At 64.1% G+C, this 17,339-nt stretch carries 15 protein-coding genes; 12 read left to right on the forward strand and 3 right to left on the reverse strand.

Annotated features, from left to right (window positions below; translation table 11 throughout):
* Positions 1-42: 42 nt before the first annotated feature.
* From yidC to rpmH, 3 genes are read right to left on the reverse strand one after another with little or no spacing between them, the layout of a single operon-like run.
* The gene (gene yidC / locus D5301_RS19595; protein WP_153856642.1) at positions 43-1,758 is read right to left on the reverse strand and encodes a membrane protein insertase YidC; all 1,716 of its coding nucleotides are present in this window, start codon (positions 1,756-1,758) and stop codon (positions 43-45) included.
* The gene (gene rnpA / locus D5301_RS19600; RefSeq protein ID WP_080355007.1) at positions 1,758-2,252 is read right to left on the reverse strand and encodes a ribonuclease P protein component; all 495 of its coding nucleotides are present in this window, start codon (positions 2,250-2,252) and stop codon (positions 1,758-1,760) included. The genes yidC and rnpA overlap by 1 nt, the downstream gene beginning before the upstream one ends.
* Positions 2,253-2,257: 5 nt before the next feature.
* Positions 2,258-2,398 carry a 50S ribosomal protein L34 gene (gene rpmH, locus D5301_RS19605; protein WP_005411729.1) on the reverse strand — a complete coding sequence of 47 codons (141 nt, stop codon included), beginning with the start codon at positions 2,396-2,398 and terminating at the stop codon, positions 2,258-2,260.
* 255 nt (positions 2,399-2,653) lie between these two features.
* On the opposite strand from rpmH, the gene dnaA reads away from it, so the two are divergent.
* From dnaA to cls, 12 genes are all read left to right on the forward strand, one after another.
* Positions 2,654-3,985 (forward strand): chromosomal replication initiator protein DnaA, encoded by a 1,332-nt coding sequence (gene dnaA / locus D5301_RS19610; RefSeq protein ID WP_005411730.1) that lies wholly within the window; start codon positions 2,654-2,656, stop codon positions 3,983-3,985.
* Positions 3,986-4,260: 275 nt separating this feature from the next.
* The gene (gene dnaN / locus D5301_RS19615; RefSeq protein ID WP_005411731.1) at positions 4,261-5,361 is read left to right on the forward strand and encodes a DNA polymerase III subunit beta; all 1,101 of its coding nucleotides are present in this window, start codon (positions 4,261-4,263) and stop codon (positions 5,359-5,361) included.
* A gap of 994 nt (positions 5,362-6,355) precedes the next feature.
* Positions 6,356-7,450: a DNA replication/repair protein RecF gene (gene recF / locus D5301_RS19620; RefSeq protein WP_153856643.1), complete on the forward strand. Its 1,095-nt coding sequence runs from the start codon at positions 6,356-6,358 to the stop codon at positions 7,448-7,450.
* A gap of 112 nt (positions 7,451-7,562) precedes the next feature.
* On the forward strand, positions 7,563-10,022 hold the full coding sequence (gene gyrB, locus D5301_RS19625; protein WP_110710622.1) for a DNA topoisomerase (ATP-hydrolyzing) subunit B: 2,460 nt from the start codon (positions 7,563-7,565) through the stop codon (positions 10,020-10,022).
* A gap of 67 nt (positions 10,023-10,089) precedes the next feature.
* Entirely contained in the window at positions 10,090-10,935 is an 846-nt protein-coding gene (locus D5301_RS19630; protein WP_153856644.1) for a CPBP family intramembrane glutamic endopeptidase, read from the forward strand.
* Positions 10,936-11,006: 71 nt separating this feature from the next.
* Positions 11,007-11,813 carry a M48 family metallopeptidase gene (locus tag D5301_RS19635; RefSeq protein WP_153856645.1) on the forward strand — a complete coding sequence of 269 codons (807 nt, stop codon included), beginning with the start codon at positions 11,007-11,009 and terminating at the stop codon, positions 11,811-11,813.
* Between the two features lie 132 nt (positions 11,814-11,945).
* Positions 11,946-13,133, forward strand: a complete 1,188-nt coding sequence (locus D5301_RS19640; RefSeq protein ID WP_049447424.1) for a tetratricopeptide repeat protein — start codon at positions 11,946-11,948, stop codon at positions 13,131-13,133.
* 254 nt (positions 13,134-13,387) lie between these two features.
* Positions 13,388-13,945, forward strand: coding sequence for an energy transducer TonB (locus D5301_RS19645; protein WP_176433112.1), 558 nt, complete (start codon positions 13,388-13,390; stop codon positions 13,943-13,945).
* Positions 13,946-14,039: 94 nt separating this feature from the next.
* A complete protein-coding gene (gene exbB / locus D5301_RS19650; RefSeq protein WP_153856646.1) occupies positions 14,040-14,801 on the forward strand; it encodes a TonB-system energizer ExbB in 762 nt (253 codons plus the stop codon).
* Between the two features lie 62 nt (positions 14,802-14,863).
* Positions 14,864-15,289, forward strand: coding sequence for a biopolymer transporter ExbD (locus D5301_RS19655; protein WP_005411739.1), 426 nt, complete (start codon positions 14,864-14,866; stop codon positions 15,287-15,289).
* Between the two features lie 3 nt (positions 15,290-15,292).
* Positions 15,293-15,706 carry a biopolymer transporter ExbD gene (locus D5301_RS19660; protein ID WP_005411740.1) on the forward strand — a complete coding sequence of 138 codons (414 nt, stop codon included), beginning with the start codon at positions 15,293-15,295 and terminating at the stop codon, positions 15,704-15,706.
* 160 nt (positions 15,707-15,866) lie between these two features.
* A complete protein-coding gene (cls, locus tag D5301_RS19665) occupies positions 15,867-17,327 on the forward strand; it encodes a cardiolipin synthase (protein ID WP_153856647.1) in 1,461 nt (486 codons plus the stop codon).
* Positions 17,328-17,339 lie beyond the last annotated feature (12 nt).

The following is a 17,339-nucleotide window of genomic DNA, read 5'->3' on the forward strand; positions in this document are numbered from 1 at the left end:
GGCTTCTGCTGGGGTCAGCCGGCCAGCGGCCGGCTCTACCGATTACTTCTTTTTGACCGGGGCCGGCGCGGTGGTGGCCGGGACCGGCTCGCCGCCATGGCGCTTGGTCATCCACCACTGCTGCAGCAGGCCCAGGCCGCCGTTGACCACCCAGTACAGGACCAGGCCGGACGGCATGAAGGCCATCATGACGCCGAACACCAGCGGCATGAACTGCATCATCTTCTGCTGCATCGGGTCCATGCCCGGTGCCGGGGTCAGCTTCTGGGTGAACCACATCACTGCCACGTTGATCACCGGCAGGATGAAGTACGGGTCGCGTGCGGTCAGGTCCTGGATCCAGCCGAACCAGGGCGCCTGGCGCAGTTCGACCGATTCCACCAGCACCCAGTACAGGGCGAAGAAGATCGGCATCTGGATGAGGATCGGCAGGCAGCCGCCCATCGGATTGATCTTTTCCTTCTTGTACAGCTCCATCATCGCGGTCTGGAACTTCTGGCGGTCATCGCCATAGCGTTCCTTCAGCTGCGCGATGCGCGGCTGGAAGCGGCGCATCTTGGCACCGCTCTTGTACTGGGTCGCCGACAGCGGGTACAGCACCAGCTTCAGCAGCACCACCAGGCCGACGATCGCCCAGCCCCAGTTGCCGACCAGCTTGTGCACCTGGTTCAGCACCCAGAACAGGCCCTGGCCGATCACCGCCATCATCGAGAAGCGGCTGTAGTCGACCACGCGGTCCAGGCCCGGCACGTCTTCCTTGGCAATCAGGTTGACCAGCTTCGGGCCGACCCACAGGCGGGCTTCGGTGCTGGTGGACTGGCCCGGGGCCAGGGTGAAGGCCGGGCCACGCGCTTCGATCAGGTCACGACCGGCCACCTGCGACAGCACGTAGTGTGCGGTCTGGTCCTTCTGCGGGATCCAGGCGGTGAAGAAGTGGTGCTGCAGCATCGCCAGCCAGCCGCCGGTGATGTTCTGGTTCAGCGTGCCGTCTTCCAGGTAGTCCTTGAACGCACGACGCTGGTACTTCTTGTCGTTGTCGTACCAGGTGGCACCGTTGAAGCTGAAGGAATCCGGGTTGGTCATGCTCCGCGACAGGATGGTCGGGGTGCGGTCCAGGGTGCGGTATACGTAGCCGTTCCACGGCGCGGCGCCGGCGTTGCTGACTTCATCCTTGAAGCGCACGGCATACTCGTTGCGCGAGACGGTCAGCGTGCGCTTGATGGTCACGCCGTTGTCGGCGGTCCACACGAACGGGATCTGCAGCTCGTTCTGGCCCTTGGCCAGCACGAAGTCCTTGGTGTCACCGACCAGCTTGAAGCCGTCGGCGCCGGGGACCGGGGTGTTCTTGTCTTCGCTGGCCCAGCCACTGATCGCGCTGTACGGGTGCGCGGGGTCTTCGGTCAGCAGGCGGACCGGCGGGCTGCCTTCGTCCTTGGTCTGCGGGAACTGCAGCAGCTCGGCATCGAGCACGCGGCCGCCATCGAGCACCAGGCGCAGCACGTCGGTGGTGACGGTCACGCGCTGGCTGGCCGGCGTGGCGCTGGCCTGGGCCTGCACGGCGGCCTGGCCGGGGGCACCCGGCACCTGGGCGCTGGGGATGGCGCCCGGGGTTGCGCCCGGAACGCTCTGTGCGGCGGCCGGGGCCGACGTGGTCGTCGGTGCCGGGGTCGGAGCAGCCTTTTCACGGCTCCACTCCATCCACAGCAGCACGGCCACCATCAGCCAGGCAAAAATGAGGAATACGCGGGTCTGGTTCATCAGCGGACAGGCTCGGCGGGGCCGGGACGCGATGCCGGCTCGGTCAAAGAAGGAGTTGCGATGCCATCAGGCGGCGGCATTGTGCCGTCCACGCCCGGCGTGGGCAATGCACGCAGGCGACGCAGCAGGCGCAGGAAGGCCTGGCGGATCTCGTCGTTGCTGGCGGAACGCGCAGCACTTCGAGCCACGACGACAAAGTCGCCTGGCTGGATGTCGGTACGTGTCTGACGCAGGATGTCGCGCAGGACGCGCTTGATCCGGTTACGCCCGACGGCGTTCGGATCAACCTTGCGGGAAACCGCCAGACCCAGCCTGGCCGGCCGGTCAGCCGGCAGCCAGTGCAGGGTCATCAGCGGATCGGACACACGGCGGGCGCCGTTGAAGACCGTTGAGTATTCGGCACGCGTGCGCACCCGCGCAGAGCGAGGGAATCGCTTGCGCGGGTCTGCAGTATTCACTGTCGAAGGGATTGCGTCTGCCGCGAGGTGCGGCATGGCAATCAGGCGCTCAGGACTTTGCGGCCCTTGGCGCGGCGACGCGACAGGATCTTGCGGCCGTCAGCGGTCTTCATACGGGCACGGAAGCCGTGGTCGCGCTTACGCTTGAGGTTGCTGGGCTGGTAGGTGCGCTTCGTGGCCATTGGGGGCCTCTCGTATGAATGGGACGGAAAGAACCGGAAATTCTAGAGAGGTACCCCGCCCCAAGTCAACCCCTGGCAGCTACGCGAATTCACTGGGCTGTGCAATAGCTGTGGATGTTTTTGTGAATAAGTAGGGGACAAGCATTCCGAAGGCAGGCGCTCGGTGGTAGTCTGAGCCATCCATTTCCCCCCTTTCCGGCCTGTGTTTGGGCGCCTTGTCGCGTCCATGCCCCGGCCACCGGACGATTATTGCTGATGGATGCTTGGTCCCGTAGTCTCGAGCGCCTCGAAGCGGAGTTCCCGCCGGAAGACGTTCATACCTGGTTGAAGCCGCTGCAGGCCGATCTGCGCGTGGACAGCCTGGTGCTGTATGCACCGAATGCCTTCATCGTCGACCAGGTCCGCGAGCTGTACCTGGCCCGGATCCGCGAACTGCTGGCGCATTTCGCCGGTTTCAGCGACGTTTTTCTTGAAATCGGCTCGCGCCCGCGTCCCGTGGAGGCGCAGAACGCGCCGGTTTCCACGCCATCGGCGCACGTGTCCAGTGAACCGCAGGTGCCGTTCGCCGGCAACCTGGACAATCACTACACGTTCGCCAACTTCGTTGAAGGCCGCAGCAACCAGCTGGGCCTGGCCGCCGCCTTCCAGGCAGCGCAGAAGCCGGGCGACCGCGCGCACAACCCGCTGCTGCTGTACGGAGGCACCGGCCTGGGCAAGACCCACCTGATGTTCGCCGCCGGCAACGCCATGCGCCAGGCCAATCCCGGTGCGAAGGTGCTGTACTTGCGTTCGGAACAGTTCTTCAGCGCGATGATCCGGGCCCTGCAGGAAAAGACCATGGATCAGTTCAAGCGCCAGTTCCAGCAGGTGGACGCGCTGCTGATCGATGACATCCAGTTCTTCGCCGGCAAGGACCGCACCCAGGAAGAGTTCTTCCACACCTTCAACGCGTTGTTCGATGGCAAGCAGCAGATCATCCTGACCTGCGACCGCTATCCGCGCGAAGTCGAGGGCCTGGAAGCGCGCCTGAAATCGCGGCTTGCCTGGGGCCTGTCGGTCGCGATCGAACCGCCGGACTTCGAGACCCGCGCCGCGATCGTGCTGGCCAAGGCACGCGAGCGCGGTGCCGAGATTCCCGATGATGTTGCGTTCCTGATCGCCAAGAAGATGCGCTCCAACGTGCGCGACCTCGAAGGTGCGCTCAATACCCTGACCGCCCGCGCCAATTTCACCGGCCGCGCGATCACCACCGAATTCGCGCAGGAAACCCTGCGCGACCTGCTGCGCGCCCAGCAGCAGGCGATCAGCATTCCCAACATCCAGAAAACCGTTGCCGACTACTACGGCCTGCAGATCAAGGATCTGCTGTCGAAGCGTCGGACCCGCTCGCTGGCCCGCCCGCGCCAGGTCGCCATGGCCCTGACCAAGGAACTGACCGAGCACAGCCTGCCCGAGATCGGCGATGCCTTTGCCGGTCGCGATCACACCACGGTGCTGCATGCCTGCCGCCAGATCCGGACCCTGATGGAAACCGACGGCAAGCTCCGCGAGGACTGGGACAAGCTGATCCGGAAGCTGAGCGAATGATGCACGGATGCCGATGAGGCGTCATCGCACAAAACGGTGCAGAATCCGGTAGCAAGCGCGGGACACGTTGTGGATAAAAATGGCGTCTGAAATGGCGCCAGATCTATCCACAGCTTTCCCCACCCCCTGGGGGTCGGTAATACAGAGGGTTTCGATGCCTGAAACTCTTTTATTTACAAAGACTTAGCGTTGTTTTCCAGCGATTCTGTCTCTACCAGCACCACCAAGCTTTTGATTTATTCCACATTTTTTAAAGCATAGGGGCACGGAACCACATGCGTTTCACACTGCAGCGCGAAGCCTTTCTCAAGCCGTTGGCACAGGTCGTCAACGTGGTCGAACGCCGCCAGACCCTTCCGGTTCTGGCCAATTTCCTGGTCCAGGTGCAGAACGGCCAGCTGTCGCTGACCGGTACCGACCTGGAAGTGGAGATGGTGTCGCGGATCGCGGTTGAAGATGCCCAGGACGGCGAAACCACCATCCCCGCCCGCAAGCTGTTCGAGATCATCCGTGCTCTGCCCGACGGCAGCCGGATCACCGTCTCGCAGACCGGTGACAAGATCACCGTGCAAGCGGGCCGCAGCCGCTTCACCCTGGCCACCCTGCCCTCCAACGACTTCCCGTCGGTTGACGAAGTGGAAGCCACCGAGCGCGTGGCCATCGGCGAAGCGACCCTGAAGGAACTGATCGAGCGCACCGCGTTCGCGATGGCCCAGCAGGACGTGCGCTACTACCTCAACGGCCTGCTGTTCGATCTGCGCGGCGATGCCCTGCGTACCGTCGCCACCGACGGCCACCGCCTGGCGCTATGTGAAACCGACCTGGCCAAGCCCAGTGGTTCCAAGCGCCAGATCATCGTGCCGCGCAAGGGCGTGACCGAACTGCAGCGCCTGCTGGAGAGCGGCGATCGCGAGATCGAGCTGGAAGTCGGCCGCAGCCACGTCCGCGTCAAGCGCGACGATGTCACCTTCACCTCGAAGCTGATCGACGGCCGTTTCCCGGACTATGAAGCGGTGATCCCGATCGGTGCCGACCGCGAAGTGAAGGTTGATCGCGAAGCACTGCGTGCCTCGCTGCAGCGCGCCGCGATCCTGTCCAACGAGAAGTACCGCGGCATCCGCGTGGAAGTCTCGCCGGGCAACCTGAAGATCAGCGCACACAACCCGGAACAGGAAGAAGCCCAGGAAGAGATCGAAGCCGACACCACGGTCAGCGATCTGGCCATCGGCTTCAACGTGAACTACCTGCTGGACGCCCTTTCCGCCCTGCGCGACGAGGAAGTCATCATCCAGCTGCGCGACTCCAACTCGTCGGCGCTGGTGCGTGAATCCAGCAGCGAGAAGTCGCGCCACGTGGTGATGCCGCTGCGGCTCTGACCGCTGCGCTGTTCCACGTGGAACCGAACGACGCCCGGGATCTTCCCGGGCGTTTTTTTTTGCAGGTTCCACGTGGAGCATCGAACGCGAACCCGTTGAAACGGATCCTGCCCGAGTGGATGTCCTCGGTCACGGGATGCTTGATGTCTCCGAACGATCCTTCTGAAACCTTTGAACTGAAGCAGCCGGGCAACAGGCCATGGTCAGAGAATCAAACCGCATTGCTCTGCCGCGCTTGCCGGATTCCAGGATCAAGCTTCGGTGCCCCGCTTGCCCATCAGCGAGCAGGTGGAATGGACGTCCTGCATCTTCGTTGCCGCTTCTGAAAACGCCACTGTCCACAGCTCTGGTTCGGGTCAGATCGGGCCGAGCCTAGCTTCTAAATCTGGGTATAAATCTAAAGCATGGTGATGATGGTAGCGCCAGATCTCGTGGAAAAATGCCTTATCTATATGATTTAAAAGGTATTTATGCACCTGAAACCCCCTGTATAGAGGCCCCTCAGGCTGGGGGGGAACCTGTGGATAGTTTCAGAGCCTGGTCAAAATGGCTTTTTTATCCACAGATTGCCCATACCTTGTGTATAAGTCATACATGGCCGCTGTGGACAGCGTGAAACGGACGGCGTGAATTCCTTGAAATCTGTGGAACCGTCCAGGAGACGGCATCGCAGATTTCTTGAAATCTGCGGGCCATTTACGGCGACTGCGGGAACGTGGCGCGCACGGGGTCCGGACACAGGGAGTGGAATCGTTGAATTCTGAGGGTCCATACCCTGCCTCCCGCTGCAGATTTGAAGGATTTCCAGGGGCTTCAGACCGGAGATCGTGCCCTTCGCTGAAGCGCCGCCACGTGGAACACGCGATCCGGACCTCCGCTTCGTTCCACCCTCCGGCATGGCAGCCGCCGAGGGCCCGTCCGGCTTGACCGATGCAGTAAGCTGATGGATTCCCTGCCCCCTCTACCGCCCCGTGCGGATGGTCCTTCGCGCCCCATGCTTATCCGCCGCCTCGCCCTGCACCAACTGCGTCGCTTCAGTGCGGTGGACCTGTCGCCCCAGCCAGGATTGAACCTGCTGACCGGTGACAACGGTGCCGGCAAGACCAGTGTGCTGGAAGCCCTCCACCTGATGGCGTATGGGCGCAGCTTCCGTGGTCGGGTCCGCGATGGATTGGTACGCCAGGGCCAGGAAGCGCTGGAAATCTTCGTGGAATGGGACGAACAGCGTGCCCATCACCCGCCCCACCGCCGCAAGGCTGGCCTGCGCCACAGTGGCCAGGACTGGAAGGGACGATTGGACGGCGAAGATGTCGCGCAGCTGGGCAATCTCTGCGCAGCGCTGGCGGTAGTGACCTTCGAGCCCGGTAGCCATGCGTTGGTCAGCGGTGGTGGTGAACCCCGCCGCCGCTTCCTCGATTGGGGCTTGTTCCACGTGGAACCGGATTTTCTGTCCCTGTGGCGCCGCTACTCCCGGGCGCTGAAGCAGCGCAACGCCCTGCTCAAGCAAGGCGGGCCGTCGCGGATGCTCGATACCTGGGATCATGAGTTGGCCGAGGCCGGAGAACCGCTGACCAGCCGTCGGCAGCACTACCTGGAACGCCTGCAGCAGCGCACCGTGGCCCTGGCCGCGAGCCTGGCTCCGCAACTTGGTATCCAGGGATTGGAGCTGAGCCCCGGTTGGCGGCGGCATGAGCTTCCCCTGGCGGATGCCCTGCTTCTCGCGAGGGAACGTGACCGGCAGGCCGGGTATACCTCGGTCGGCCCCCACCGGGCGGACTGGAGTGTGGATTTCCACAGCATCCCGGGTCGTGATGCGTTGTCCCGCGGCCAGGCCAAGCTGACGGCATTGGCCTGCCTGCTGGCCCAGGCCGAGGACTATGCGGAACAACGCGGCGAATGGCCCGTGATCGCCTTGGATGATCTGGCCTCGGAGCTGGATCGCACCCACCAGGCGCGGGTTCTGGAGCGCCTGCTCAATGGACCGGCACAGATCTTCATCACCGCCACCGAAACGCCGGCGGCGCTGGAAGAACTGACCCACATCGCCCGGTTCCACGTGGAACATGCACAGATCGTGGCTGTGCCATAGTGGGCACACCAGGGCCGCTCGACCCCGGCTGGTATAATTCGGGTTGGAATCCTTTCATTCTCGGCGCATCGCCCCAAGCGGTGCCCGACCTGCGGAGCCTACGGCAAGCGCAATGAGCGACGAACAGAACACCCCGGCAAACAACGGCAATTACGACGCCAACAGCATTACCGCCCTGGAAGGCCTGGAGGCTGTCCGCAAGCGTCCCGGCATGTACATCGGCGACGTGCATGACGGCACCGGTCTGCACCACATGGTGTTCGAGGTCGTCGACAACTCGATCGACGAAGCGCTGGCCGGCCACGCCGACCACGTTGCAGTGACGATCCACGCCGACGGCTCGGTTTCGGTATCCGACAACGGCCGCGGTATCCCGACCGGCAAGCACGAGCAGATGAGCGCCAAGCTCGGTCGCGAAGTGTCCGCCGCGGAAGTGGTCATGACCGTCCTGCACGCAGGCGGCAAGTTTGACGACAACAGCTACAAGGTTTCCGGCGGCCTGCACGGCGTCGGCGTCAGTGTGGTCAACGCGCTGTCGCAGAAGCTGCTGGTGGACGTGTTCCAGAACGGCTCCCACTACCAGCAGGAATTCAGCAACGGCGCAGCCGTGACCGCACTGGCCAAGCTGGAAGCCACCACCAAGCGTGGCACCACCGTGCGCTTCTGGCCGTCGACCGTCGCCTTCCACGACAACGTGGAATTCCACTACGACATCCTGGCCCGCCGCCTGCGCGAACTGTCGTTCCTGAATTCCGGCGTCAAGATCGTCCTTGCCGACGAGCGTGGCGATGGCCGTCGCGATGATTTCCATTACGAAGGCGGCATCCGCAGCTTCGTGGAGCATCTGGCGCAGCTGAAGACCCCGCTGCACCCGAACGTCATCTCGGTCACCGGCGAGCACAACGGCATCGTCGTGGATGTGGCGCTGCAGTGGACCGACTCCTACCAGGAGACGATGTACTGCTTCACCAACAACATTCCGCAGAAGGACGGCGGTACCCACCTGGCCGGTTTCCGCGGTGCGCTGACCCGTGTGCTCAACAACTACATCGAGCAGAACGGCATCGCCAAGCAGGCCAAGATCAACCTGACCGGCGACGACATGCGCGAAGGCATGATCGCGGTGCTGTCGGTGAAGGTGCCGGACCCGAGCTTCTCCAGCCAGACCAAGGAAAAGCTGGTCAGCTCCGACGTGCGTCCGGCGGTGGAAAACGCCTTCGGTGCGCGTCTGGAAGAGTTCCTGCAGGAGAACCCGAACGAAGCCAAGGCGATCGCCGGCAAGATCGTCGACGCCGCGCGTGCACGTGAAGCGGCGCGCAAGGCCCGCGACCTGACCCGCCGCAAGGGCGCGCTGGACATCGCCGGCCTGCCGGGCAAGCTGGCCGACTGCCAGGAAAAGGATCCGGCGCTGTCCGAACTGTTCATCGTCGAGGGTGACTCGGCAGGTGGCTCGGCCAAGCAGGGCCGCAACCGCAAGAACCAGGCGGTGCTGCCGCTGCGCGGCAAGATCCTCAACGTGGAACGCGCGCGTTTCGACCGCATGCTGTCTTCCGACCAGGTCGGTACGCTGATCACTGCGCTGGGCACGGGCATTGGCCGTGACGAGTACAACCCGGACAAGCTGCGTTACCACAAGATCATCATCATGACCGACGCCGACGTCGACGGCGCCCACATCCGCACCCTGCTGCTGACGTTCTTCTACCGTCAGATGCCGGAGCTGATCGAGCGCGGTTACGTCTACATCGGCCTGCCGCCGCTGTACAAGATCAAGCAGGGCAAGCAGGAGCTGTACCTGAAGGACGACCCGGCCCTGGACAGCTACCTGGCCAGCAGCGCCGTGGAAAACGCCGCACTGGTGCCCGCCACCGGCGAACCGGGCATCGAAGGCCTGGCGCTGGAGAAGCTGTTGCTGGCCTATGCTGCCGCCCTCGATTCCATCGAACGCAACGCGCACCGCTACGACCGCAACCTGCTCGAAGCCCTGGTTGATTTCGTGCCGATGGATCTGGACAGCCTGCGCAGCGCTGGCGAAGGCGAAGGCCTGGATGCACTGGCCAAGCGCCTCAACCAGGGCAGCCTGGGCAGCCCGCGCTTCAGCCTGGAGCTGCAGGAAGCCAATGACGAGCGCCCTGCAGCGGTGCTGGTGACCCGTCGCCACATGGGCGAACAGCACATCCAGGTGCTGCCGATGTCGGCCTTCGAAAGCGGTGAACTGCGCGCGATCCACCAGGCATCGAAGCTGCTGCACGGCCTGGTCCGCGAAGGCGCGACCATCTCGCGTGGCGCCAAGTCGATCGAAGTGGACAGCTTTGCCAAGGCGCAGAACTGGCTGCTCGAGGAGGCCAAGCGCGGCCGCCAGATCCAGCGATTCAAGGGTCTGGGTGAAATGAATCCGGAGCAGCTGTGGGACACCACTGTGAACCCGGAAACGCGCCGGCTGCTGCAGGTCCGCATCGAAGATGCCGTCGCCGCCGATCAGATCTTCAGCACCCTGATGGGCGATGTGGTCGAACCGCGCCGCGACTTCATCGAGGACAATGCACTGAAGGTCGCCAACCTGGATATCTGACACAATCTGGTGACGGCCGGTGCGCGGGGAGGCGCGCCGGCCTTCGACCCTTGAACGCAGGTACCTGATGTCCGCATCCGCCCCGGTTTCCGCCCCGCCCCCGATTCCACCGGCCTCGGTCGCGCCGCGTGCCGGCTCCCCGTTGGCGGGCTTCTTCATCGACCTGGGCATTGCCGCCATCACCCTGTTCGGCCTGAGCCTGGTCACCGGGCTTTTCTGGGGTTTCTACCGCGCGATCATGGTCAGCCGTGCCAATGCCGAGGCCAATGGCGGCGTGCTGTCGCCTGACGCAGTCGGCGCGGCGGTTGGCCAGCCGGGTGCCCTGGCGCAGATCCTGATGGCATTGATCGCTACCGGAGGCGCCGCACTGCTGTTGTACTTCTGGCGCCGTCCCGCCAATGCGGACGAACGCCTCGCCTCCCGCCAGGCACTGCGGCGTCCCTCGACCTGGGGCTGGACCCTGCTGGTGGCCACGCTGATCGTGCTCGGCAGCAACGGCATCGCCTTCCTGGCCAAGCAGTTCGGCATCGAGCCGGTACCGACCAACGTGGAACTGATGCAGAACGCGATCGCGCGTTTCCCGCTGTTCCTGGTGCTGTTCGCGGTGGTGCTCGCCCCGGCTTACGAAGAACTGCTGTTCCGCCGTGTGTTGTTCGGGCGCCTGTGGCAGGCAGGCCGCCCCTGGCTGGGCATCGTCCTCAGCAGCCTGGCCTTCGCCCTGGTCCACGAAGTGCCCGGCCTGAGCAAGAATTCACTGCTGGGCATGGCCCAGCTGTGGCTGGTCTATGGCGGCATGGGCGCCGCGTTCTGCTGGCTCTACCAGCGCACCGGTACGCTGTGGGCGGCGATCACCGCGCATGCGCTGAACAACGCTGTCGCACTTGCAGCGATGGTGTTCCTGGGGTCAATGTAACGCCGTGTCCGCTTGACGAAAGATTAAGCCGTTACGCTACACACTGCGCACATGAACACGGGGGAGCTTCCATGAAACACCTGCTGCTGGCCCTTGTCATCACCACTCTGGTCAGCGCCTGCGCGACCACGACCTCCCCGACCGGCCGCCGGCAGATGGTGGGCGGCGTATCGCAGGCGCAGCTGGACCAGCTCGGTGCACAGGCGTTCGCCGAAACCAAGCAGAAGGAAAAGATCAGCACCGACGGGCGCCAGAACGGCTACGTGCAGTGCGTGGTCAACGCGCTGGTCGCACAGCTGCCGCCTCAGTACCGTGGCGTACGGTGGGAGACCGCGGTGTTCGTGGACAAGGAACCCAATGCCTTCGCGCTGCCCGGCGGCAAGGTCGGCGTGAACACCGGCATCTTCACCGTCGCGAAGAACCAGGACCAGCTGGCTGCCGTGATCGGCCATGAAATCGGCCACGTCATCGCCCGCCACCACGAAGAGCGCATCACCCGCCAGATGGGCGCGCAGACCGGGCTGGCCGTGCTCGGCGCGCTCGCCGGTGCCGCCTACGGCGAGGGGGCGGCCAGCACCGTGAACCAGCTTGGCGGGATGGGCGCGCAGACCGCCTTCCTGCTGCCCGGCTCGCGTACCCAGGAGAGCGAGGCCGACGTGATCGGCCAGCGACTGATGGCCCAGGCCGGTTTCAACCCGGCACAGGCGGTCGATCTGTGGCAGAACATGATGGCCGCCAGTGGCGGTCGCAGCCCACAATGGCTGTCCACCCACCCCGACCCGGCCAACCGGATCCAGGAACTGCGACGCGATGCACCGGCCCTGACGCCGGTCTATCAGCAGGCGCAGGCGGCCGGGCTGCGGCCAAAGTGCGGATGAGTGCGCAGTTTCATGCTGTATTGCAGCACATAAAACGATTTCTCACGCCATCTGTTTCTGATACGTTTGGCGGCTCAGATTTTTCTGACAGTCCGACTTTGCCGCTAACCGGCGGTTCGATCGAGGTGAACGATGATTTTCCGTAACCACAAAGCTGTGCTTTCCGTCCTCGTCGCGACCGCCCTGACCGGCGCCGTGGTCACCGATGCCTTCGCGCAGTCCTCGCGCTCGTCCGAGCGTGGCAACCGCGGCGGCAAGCAGGCCAAGGCCGAGGTGCTGTACCCGAACGCGACCCGCCAGGAGCCGACGGTCAAGGCTTCGGCCAAGCTCGGCAGCAAGCTGCAGAAAATGATCGACAGCTACAACAAGGAAAAGTTCCCGGAGACCCGCACCCAGGCCGACGCGATCCTGGCCGACAGCGCCGCGAACGAGTACGACAAGTCGCTGGCTGCGCAGCTGGCCTCGCAGGCCGCGTACCAGACCGACGACACCGCTGCGGCGATCGCCTACCTGAAGCAGGTCCTGCAGTTCAACGGCCTGGACAACAACGGCCACTTCCAGTCGATGCTGATGCTGGGCCAGCTGGAGCTGCAGGAAGACAAGACCGCCGAAGGCCTGGCGACGCTCGACAAGTACTTCGCCGAGAGCAAGTCGACCAAGCCGGAAGAGCTGATCGCCAAGGGCCAGGCGCTGTACCAGCTGGAGCGCTACCAGGAAGCGATTCCGGTGCTGAAGCAGGCCATCGCCGGCTCGACCGAACCGAAGGACAACTGGAACCAGCTGCTGATGGCGGCCCTGTCCGAAGCCGGCCAGTCCGGTGAAGCGGTCAAGGAAGCCGAGGCCCTGGCCGCCAAGAACCCGAACGACAAGAAGGCCCAGCTGAACCTGGCCAGCATGTACATGCAGGCCGACCAGATGGACAAGGCGGCCGCGGTGATGGACAAGCTGCGCAGCAGCGGCCAGCTCACCGAAGAGCGCGAGTACAAGCAGCTGTACTCGATCTATGCCAACACCGAGCACAAGGAAAAGGACGTCATCGCGGTCATCAACGAAGGGTTGCAGAAGGGCATCCTGAAGCCGGATTACCAGGTTTACCTGGCGCTGGCCCAGTCCTACTACTACTCCGACCAGGTGCCGCAGGCGATCGATGCGTGGCAGAAGGCTGCCCCGCTGTCCAAGGACGGTGAGACCTACCTGAACCTGGCACGCGTCCTGCATGCCGAAGGTCGCATCCCGGAGGCCAAGCAGGCCGCCCAGCAGGCGCTGGCGAAGGGTGTGAAGAACCAGGCTGATGCCAAAAAAATCATCAACCTGAAGTAAGTAGGAATAACGCCTGAATGCCTGCTCAGTTGATGCGCAGGCGCTCAGGATTGGTATAAGCTTGGAGGTTCCTGCGGTGTCATGCACCGCTGATCAGGGATTCCGCCCCCGGCATCCCGGCCCCACTATTGAGCTCTTGGCGCATGACGGAACAACTAGTCGTTCACCGGTACGAACAACCCGATGACAAGGGGCTGAGCTGGCCTCGCATCGTCGGCATCGCGTTTGTAATTGCCCTGCATCTGGCCGCCTTCATGATGCTCCTCATTCCCGCCGTGGCTCCCAAGGCCGTTGCGGAGAAGGAGCGCAACGTCATGGTGACCATCGTCGATGCGCCGCCGCCGCCGCCCCCGCCGCCGCCGCCGCCGCCGCCGACCGATACTCCGCCGCCGCCGGTGAAGAATCTGTCGCCGCCGAAGCCGTCGCCGGTCCCGCCGCCGCCGCAGGCGCCGGTCGTGGATGTGCCGGAACCGCGTCCGAACGATATCGTCACCCCGCCGTCGCCGCCTGCGCCGCCGGCACCTGCGACCTCGATCGAGGCCAGCGTGGACATCTCGTCGAAGGCCATGAATCCGCCGCGCTACCCGCCGGCAGCCTTCCGCGCTGGTATCCAGGGCGAAGTGATCCTGATCATTGATGTCGATGCCAGCGGCAACGTCACCAATGTCACGGTGGAAAAGTCCAGCCGTAACCGCGACCTGGACCGTGCTGCGATGGAAGCAGCTCGCAAGTGGCGCTTCAACGCCGCTGAATCTGGCGGTAAGAAGGCGGCAGGTCGCGTTCGCGTCCCGGTCAACTTTGCGCTGAACTGATGCGTCCGGGTGGCCGCCTGGCCACCCCCGCTCCCGGTTCGATTGTTTAGCTTAGCTACACCCTTTATCACCACACACAACAAAGGTAAGCGTCATGCTGCAGGAAATTTTCATCGCCGCTGCTGCCGGGGGCAATCCGTCCAACGCCCTGTCGCAGATGGGCTTCGAGCACCTGATCCACGAAATGACCACCAAGCCGGGTGATTTCGCGGTTTCCTGGGTCGTGCTGCTGACCCTGATCGCCATGTCGGCCATGTCCTGGTACTGGACCGTCATCAACATCTTCCGTGCCACCCGCCTGAAGAGCGCCGCTGATCGCGTCGTCAGCCTGTTCTGGGACACCCCGAACGCGCAGGACGCCATCCGTGCGATGGAAGAACAGCCGGCTTCCGAGCCGTTCTCGAAGATCGCCCTGGACGCTGCCCAGGCTGCTGCCCACCACCAGCGCGCTGAAGGCGGTGCTTCCGGCGGCGTCGGTGAGAACCTGAGCCGTTCGGAGTTCGTCGACCGCGCCCTGCGTCAGGCCGTGACCCGCGAAAGCAACAAGCTGCAGTCGGGCATGACCCTGCTGGCCACCGTCGGCGCGACCGCTCCGTTCGTCGGTCTGCTGGGTACCGTGTGGGGCATCTACGGCGCGCTGATCAAGATCGGTGCCACCGGCTCCGCTTCGATCGACGCCGTTGCCGGCCCGGTGGGTGAAGCGCTGATCATGACCGCGATCGGTCTGTTCGTCGCGATCCCGGCCGTGTTCGCCTTCAACTTCTTCAGCAAGATCAACAGCGCGACCATCAGCAAGTTCGATACCTTCGCGCACGACCTGCACGACTTCTTCGCCACCGGCTCGCGCGTCCGCTAATTGCGGCGCGCGTCACCCTGCGACGAACGTAAGTAGTCACCAAGATCTAGACGGAGCCCGTTATGGCTTTCAGTAGTGGTAACAGCGGCGGCCCCATGGCCGACATCAACGTTACGCCCCTCGTGGACGTGATGCTGGTGCTGCTGATCATCTTCATCATCACGGCGCCCCTGATGTCCCACAAGGTCAAGGTGGATCTGCCGGAAGCCAACCTGATCCAGAAGCCGGAAGATGCTGAAAAGCGTTCCGGACCGATCACCCTGGCAGTCAAGGAAGACGGCTCGATCTACTGGAACGACGAAGAGATCAACAAGCAGACTCTCGAGTCGCGCTTGGCGACCGCCGCCCAGCAGACCCCGCAGCCGCCGCTGAACCTGCGTGGTGACCGCACCACCAAGATGCGCGTCATCAACGACCTGACCAAGGTCGCGCAGGAGCAGGGCATGCTGGACGTCGGCTTCGTCGCGACCAAAGAAAAGGGGCAATAAGCCATGGCATTCAGTAGTGGTGGTGGCAAGGGCCCCATGGCAGACATCAACGTCACGCCCCTCGTGGACGTGATGCTGGTTCTGCTGATCATCTTCATCGTGACCGCGCCGATCATGACGTACCCGATCGCCGTGGACCTGCCGCAGCGCGTGCTCAACCCACCGCCGCAGCTGGTCGAACCGCCGCCGCCGATCGAACTGAAGATCGACGCCAGCAACCAGGTCTCGTGGAACAACAGCCCGATCAATACCAGCGAGCTGCAGCAGCGGATGGAGCAGGAGGTCCAGCGTGACCCGACCAACCAGCCGGAACTGCGCATCGACGCCAGCCCGGATTCCGAGTACGACGTGATGGCTAAGGTTCTGGCCGCCGCGAAGAATGCTCAGATGAAGAAGATCGGTTTTGTGCAGCAGTAAACGCTACACCGCAACACAACAGTCATGACGCGACTGCAGACGCCCCTGGAAACAGGGGCGTCTTTTTTTGTGTCCGAGGGGTCCCATCGGGGTCAGATCCCTTTTCCTGCGGAAAAGGGATCTGACCCCAACAGGCAGCATGCGCCGCTATGATCGGCGGATGCTCGCCCTCTTCGACTCCCTGCGCCATTGGCTCGACGGCATCGCCCACCTCGGCACGATCCTGGCGGTGGCCTACCTGCTGTACCTGTTCGCGCTGGCGGGCTGGATCATGCTGCAGAAGCGCGAGCCAGTGGCCACGCTGAGCTGGATCCTGTCGCTGGCACTGCTGCCCTATCTCGGGCTCTTCATCTACTACCTGCTGGGGCCGCAGAAGGTGAAGCGGCAACGGCTGCGTCGAGGCCGTGCACGCTCGGGCATGGAGCACTACAGCGATGTCTGCCCGCCCGATGCCGACTGCACCGAGCTGGCGAAGATCGCCCAGGCCACGACAGGACTGGCACCGAGCAGCGCCACCGAAGTGACCTGGCTGGTGGACGGTGCGGCGACCTACGCCGCCTTGCTGGAAGCGGTCGCGCAGGCGCGCGACCACGTGCATCTGGAGTACTACATCTTCAACCCGGACCACGCCGGCACCGCCCTGCGCGACGCGTTGGTGGAACGTGTGCGGGCCGGCGTGCAGGTGCGCCTGCTGCTCGACGCGGTGGGTTCTTCGGCCCTGCCCCGCCGCTTCCTGCAGCCGCTGCTCGACGCCGGTGGCGAAGCGATCTGGTTCCACCCACGGCAGCTGCTGAAGCCCTTCAAGCGCCCCTGGTTGAACCTGCGCACGCATCGCAAGCTGGTGATCATCGATGGCCGTCTGGCGTTCACTGGTGGCATCAACATCACCGACGACGAGGATGAGAGCCGTAGGGCGGATGCCTATCGGGACCTGCACATGCGCATCCGCGGCCACGTGGTACGCAGCCTGCAGCTGGTGTTCGCCGAAGACTGGCTGTACGCCAGTGGACAGGATCCCTCGCGGATGGACGTCGCTCGTCTATGGCCGGCCGACATGCCGCTGCGCGGCGATGGCGCGATCAACGCGCAGGTACTGGTCTCCGGCCCGGACTCGGGCTGGGAAACCATTCACCGCCTGCACGTGGCGGCGATCCAGGAAGCGCACGCGCGGGTGTGGCTGGTGACGCCCTATTTCGTGCCCGGCGAAGCGGCGCGGATGGCACTGACCTCGGCCGCACTGGGCGGACTGGACGTGCGCCTGCTGGTACCGAAGATGAGTGATTCCTGGTTCGTCACCCAGGCCGCACGCTCCTATTTCGACGAGCTGCTGCACGCTGGCGTGAAGATCTACGAGTACGGCCCGCGCATGCTGCACACCAAGGCGTTCATCGCCGACGACGATGTCTGCATCGTTGGCAGCGCCAACTTCGACCACCGCAGCTTCCGGCTCAACTTCGAGCTGTCGATGATGATCAGCGACCGTGACCGTGTCGCCGCGCTGGCCGAACTGCTGCAGGGCGAATTCGACCGCGCCACCCGCGTGCATGACCAGGCCGGCCGCTCGCTGTGGCTGCACCGCCTGCCGGAGGCCTTCGCGCGGCTGGCCTCGCCGCTGCTCTGACGCAGCGCTACA

It is taken from the genome of Stenotrophomonas sp. MH181796 (assembly GCF_009659995.1).
GTDB classification, from domain to species: domain Bacteria; phylum Pseudomonadota; class Gammaproteobacteria; order Xanthomonadales; family Xanthomonadaceae; genus Stenotrophomonas; species Stenotrophomonas riyadhensis.

Coding starts and splice junctions, on each gene's coding strand:
- recF (WP_153856643.1), top strand. CDS start 6,356: ATGCTTATCCGCCGCCTCGCCCTGCACCAACTGCGTCGCTTCAGTGCG.
- rnpA (WP_080355007.1), bottom strand. CDS start 2,252: ATGCCGCACCTCGCGGCAGACGCAATCCCTTCGACAGTGAATACTGCA.
- dnaN (WP_005411731.1), top strand. CDS start 4,261: ATGCGTTTCACACTGCAGCGCGAAGCCTTTCTCAAGCCGTTGGCACAG.
- dnaA (WP_005411730.1), top strand. CDS start 2,654: ATGGATGCTTGGTCCCGTAGTCTCGAGCGCCTCGAAGCGGAGTTCCCG.
- D5301_RS19630 (WP_153856644.1), top strand. CDS start 10,090: ATGTCCGCATCCGCCCCGGTTTCCGCCCCGCCCCCGATTCCACCGGCC.
- rpmH (WP_005411729.1), bottom strand. CDS start 2,398: ATGGCCACGAAGCGCACCTACCAGCCCAGCAACCTCAAGCGTAAGCGC.
- D5301_RS19640 (WP_049447424.1), top strand. CDS start 11,946: ATGATTTTCCGTAACCACAAAGCTGTGCTTTCCGTCCTCGTCGCGACC.
- D5301_RS19660 (WP_005411740.1), top strand. CDS start 15,293: ATGGCATTCAGTAGTGGTGGTGGCAAGGGCCCCATGGCAGACATCAAC.
- exbB (WP_153856646.1), top strand. CDS start 14,040: ATGCTGCAGGAAATTTTCATCGCCGCTGCTGCCGGGGGCAATCCGTCC.
- cls (WP_153856647.1), top strand. CDS start 15,867: ATGCTCGCCCTCTTCGACTCCCTGCGCCATTGGCTCGACGGCATCGCC.
- gyrB (WP_110710622.1), top strand. CDS start 7,563: ATGAGCGACGAACAGAACACCCCGGCAAACAACGGCAATTACGACGCC.
- D5301_RS19645 (WP_176433112.1), top strand. CDS start 13,388: ATGATGCTCCTCATTCCCGCCGTGGCTCCCAAGGCCGTTGCGGAGAAG.
- D5301_RS19635 (WP_153856645.1), top strand. CDS start 11,007: ATGAAACACCTGCTGCTGGCCCTTGTCATCACCACTCTGGTCAGCGCC.
- yidC (WP_153856642.1), bottom strand. CDS start 1,758: ATGAACCAGACCCGCGTATTCCTCATTTTTGCCTGGCTGATGGTGGCC.
- D5301_RS19655 (WP_005411739.1), top strand. CDS start 14,864: ATGGCTTTCAGTAGTGGTAACAGCGGCGGCCCCATGGCCGACATCAAC.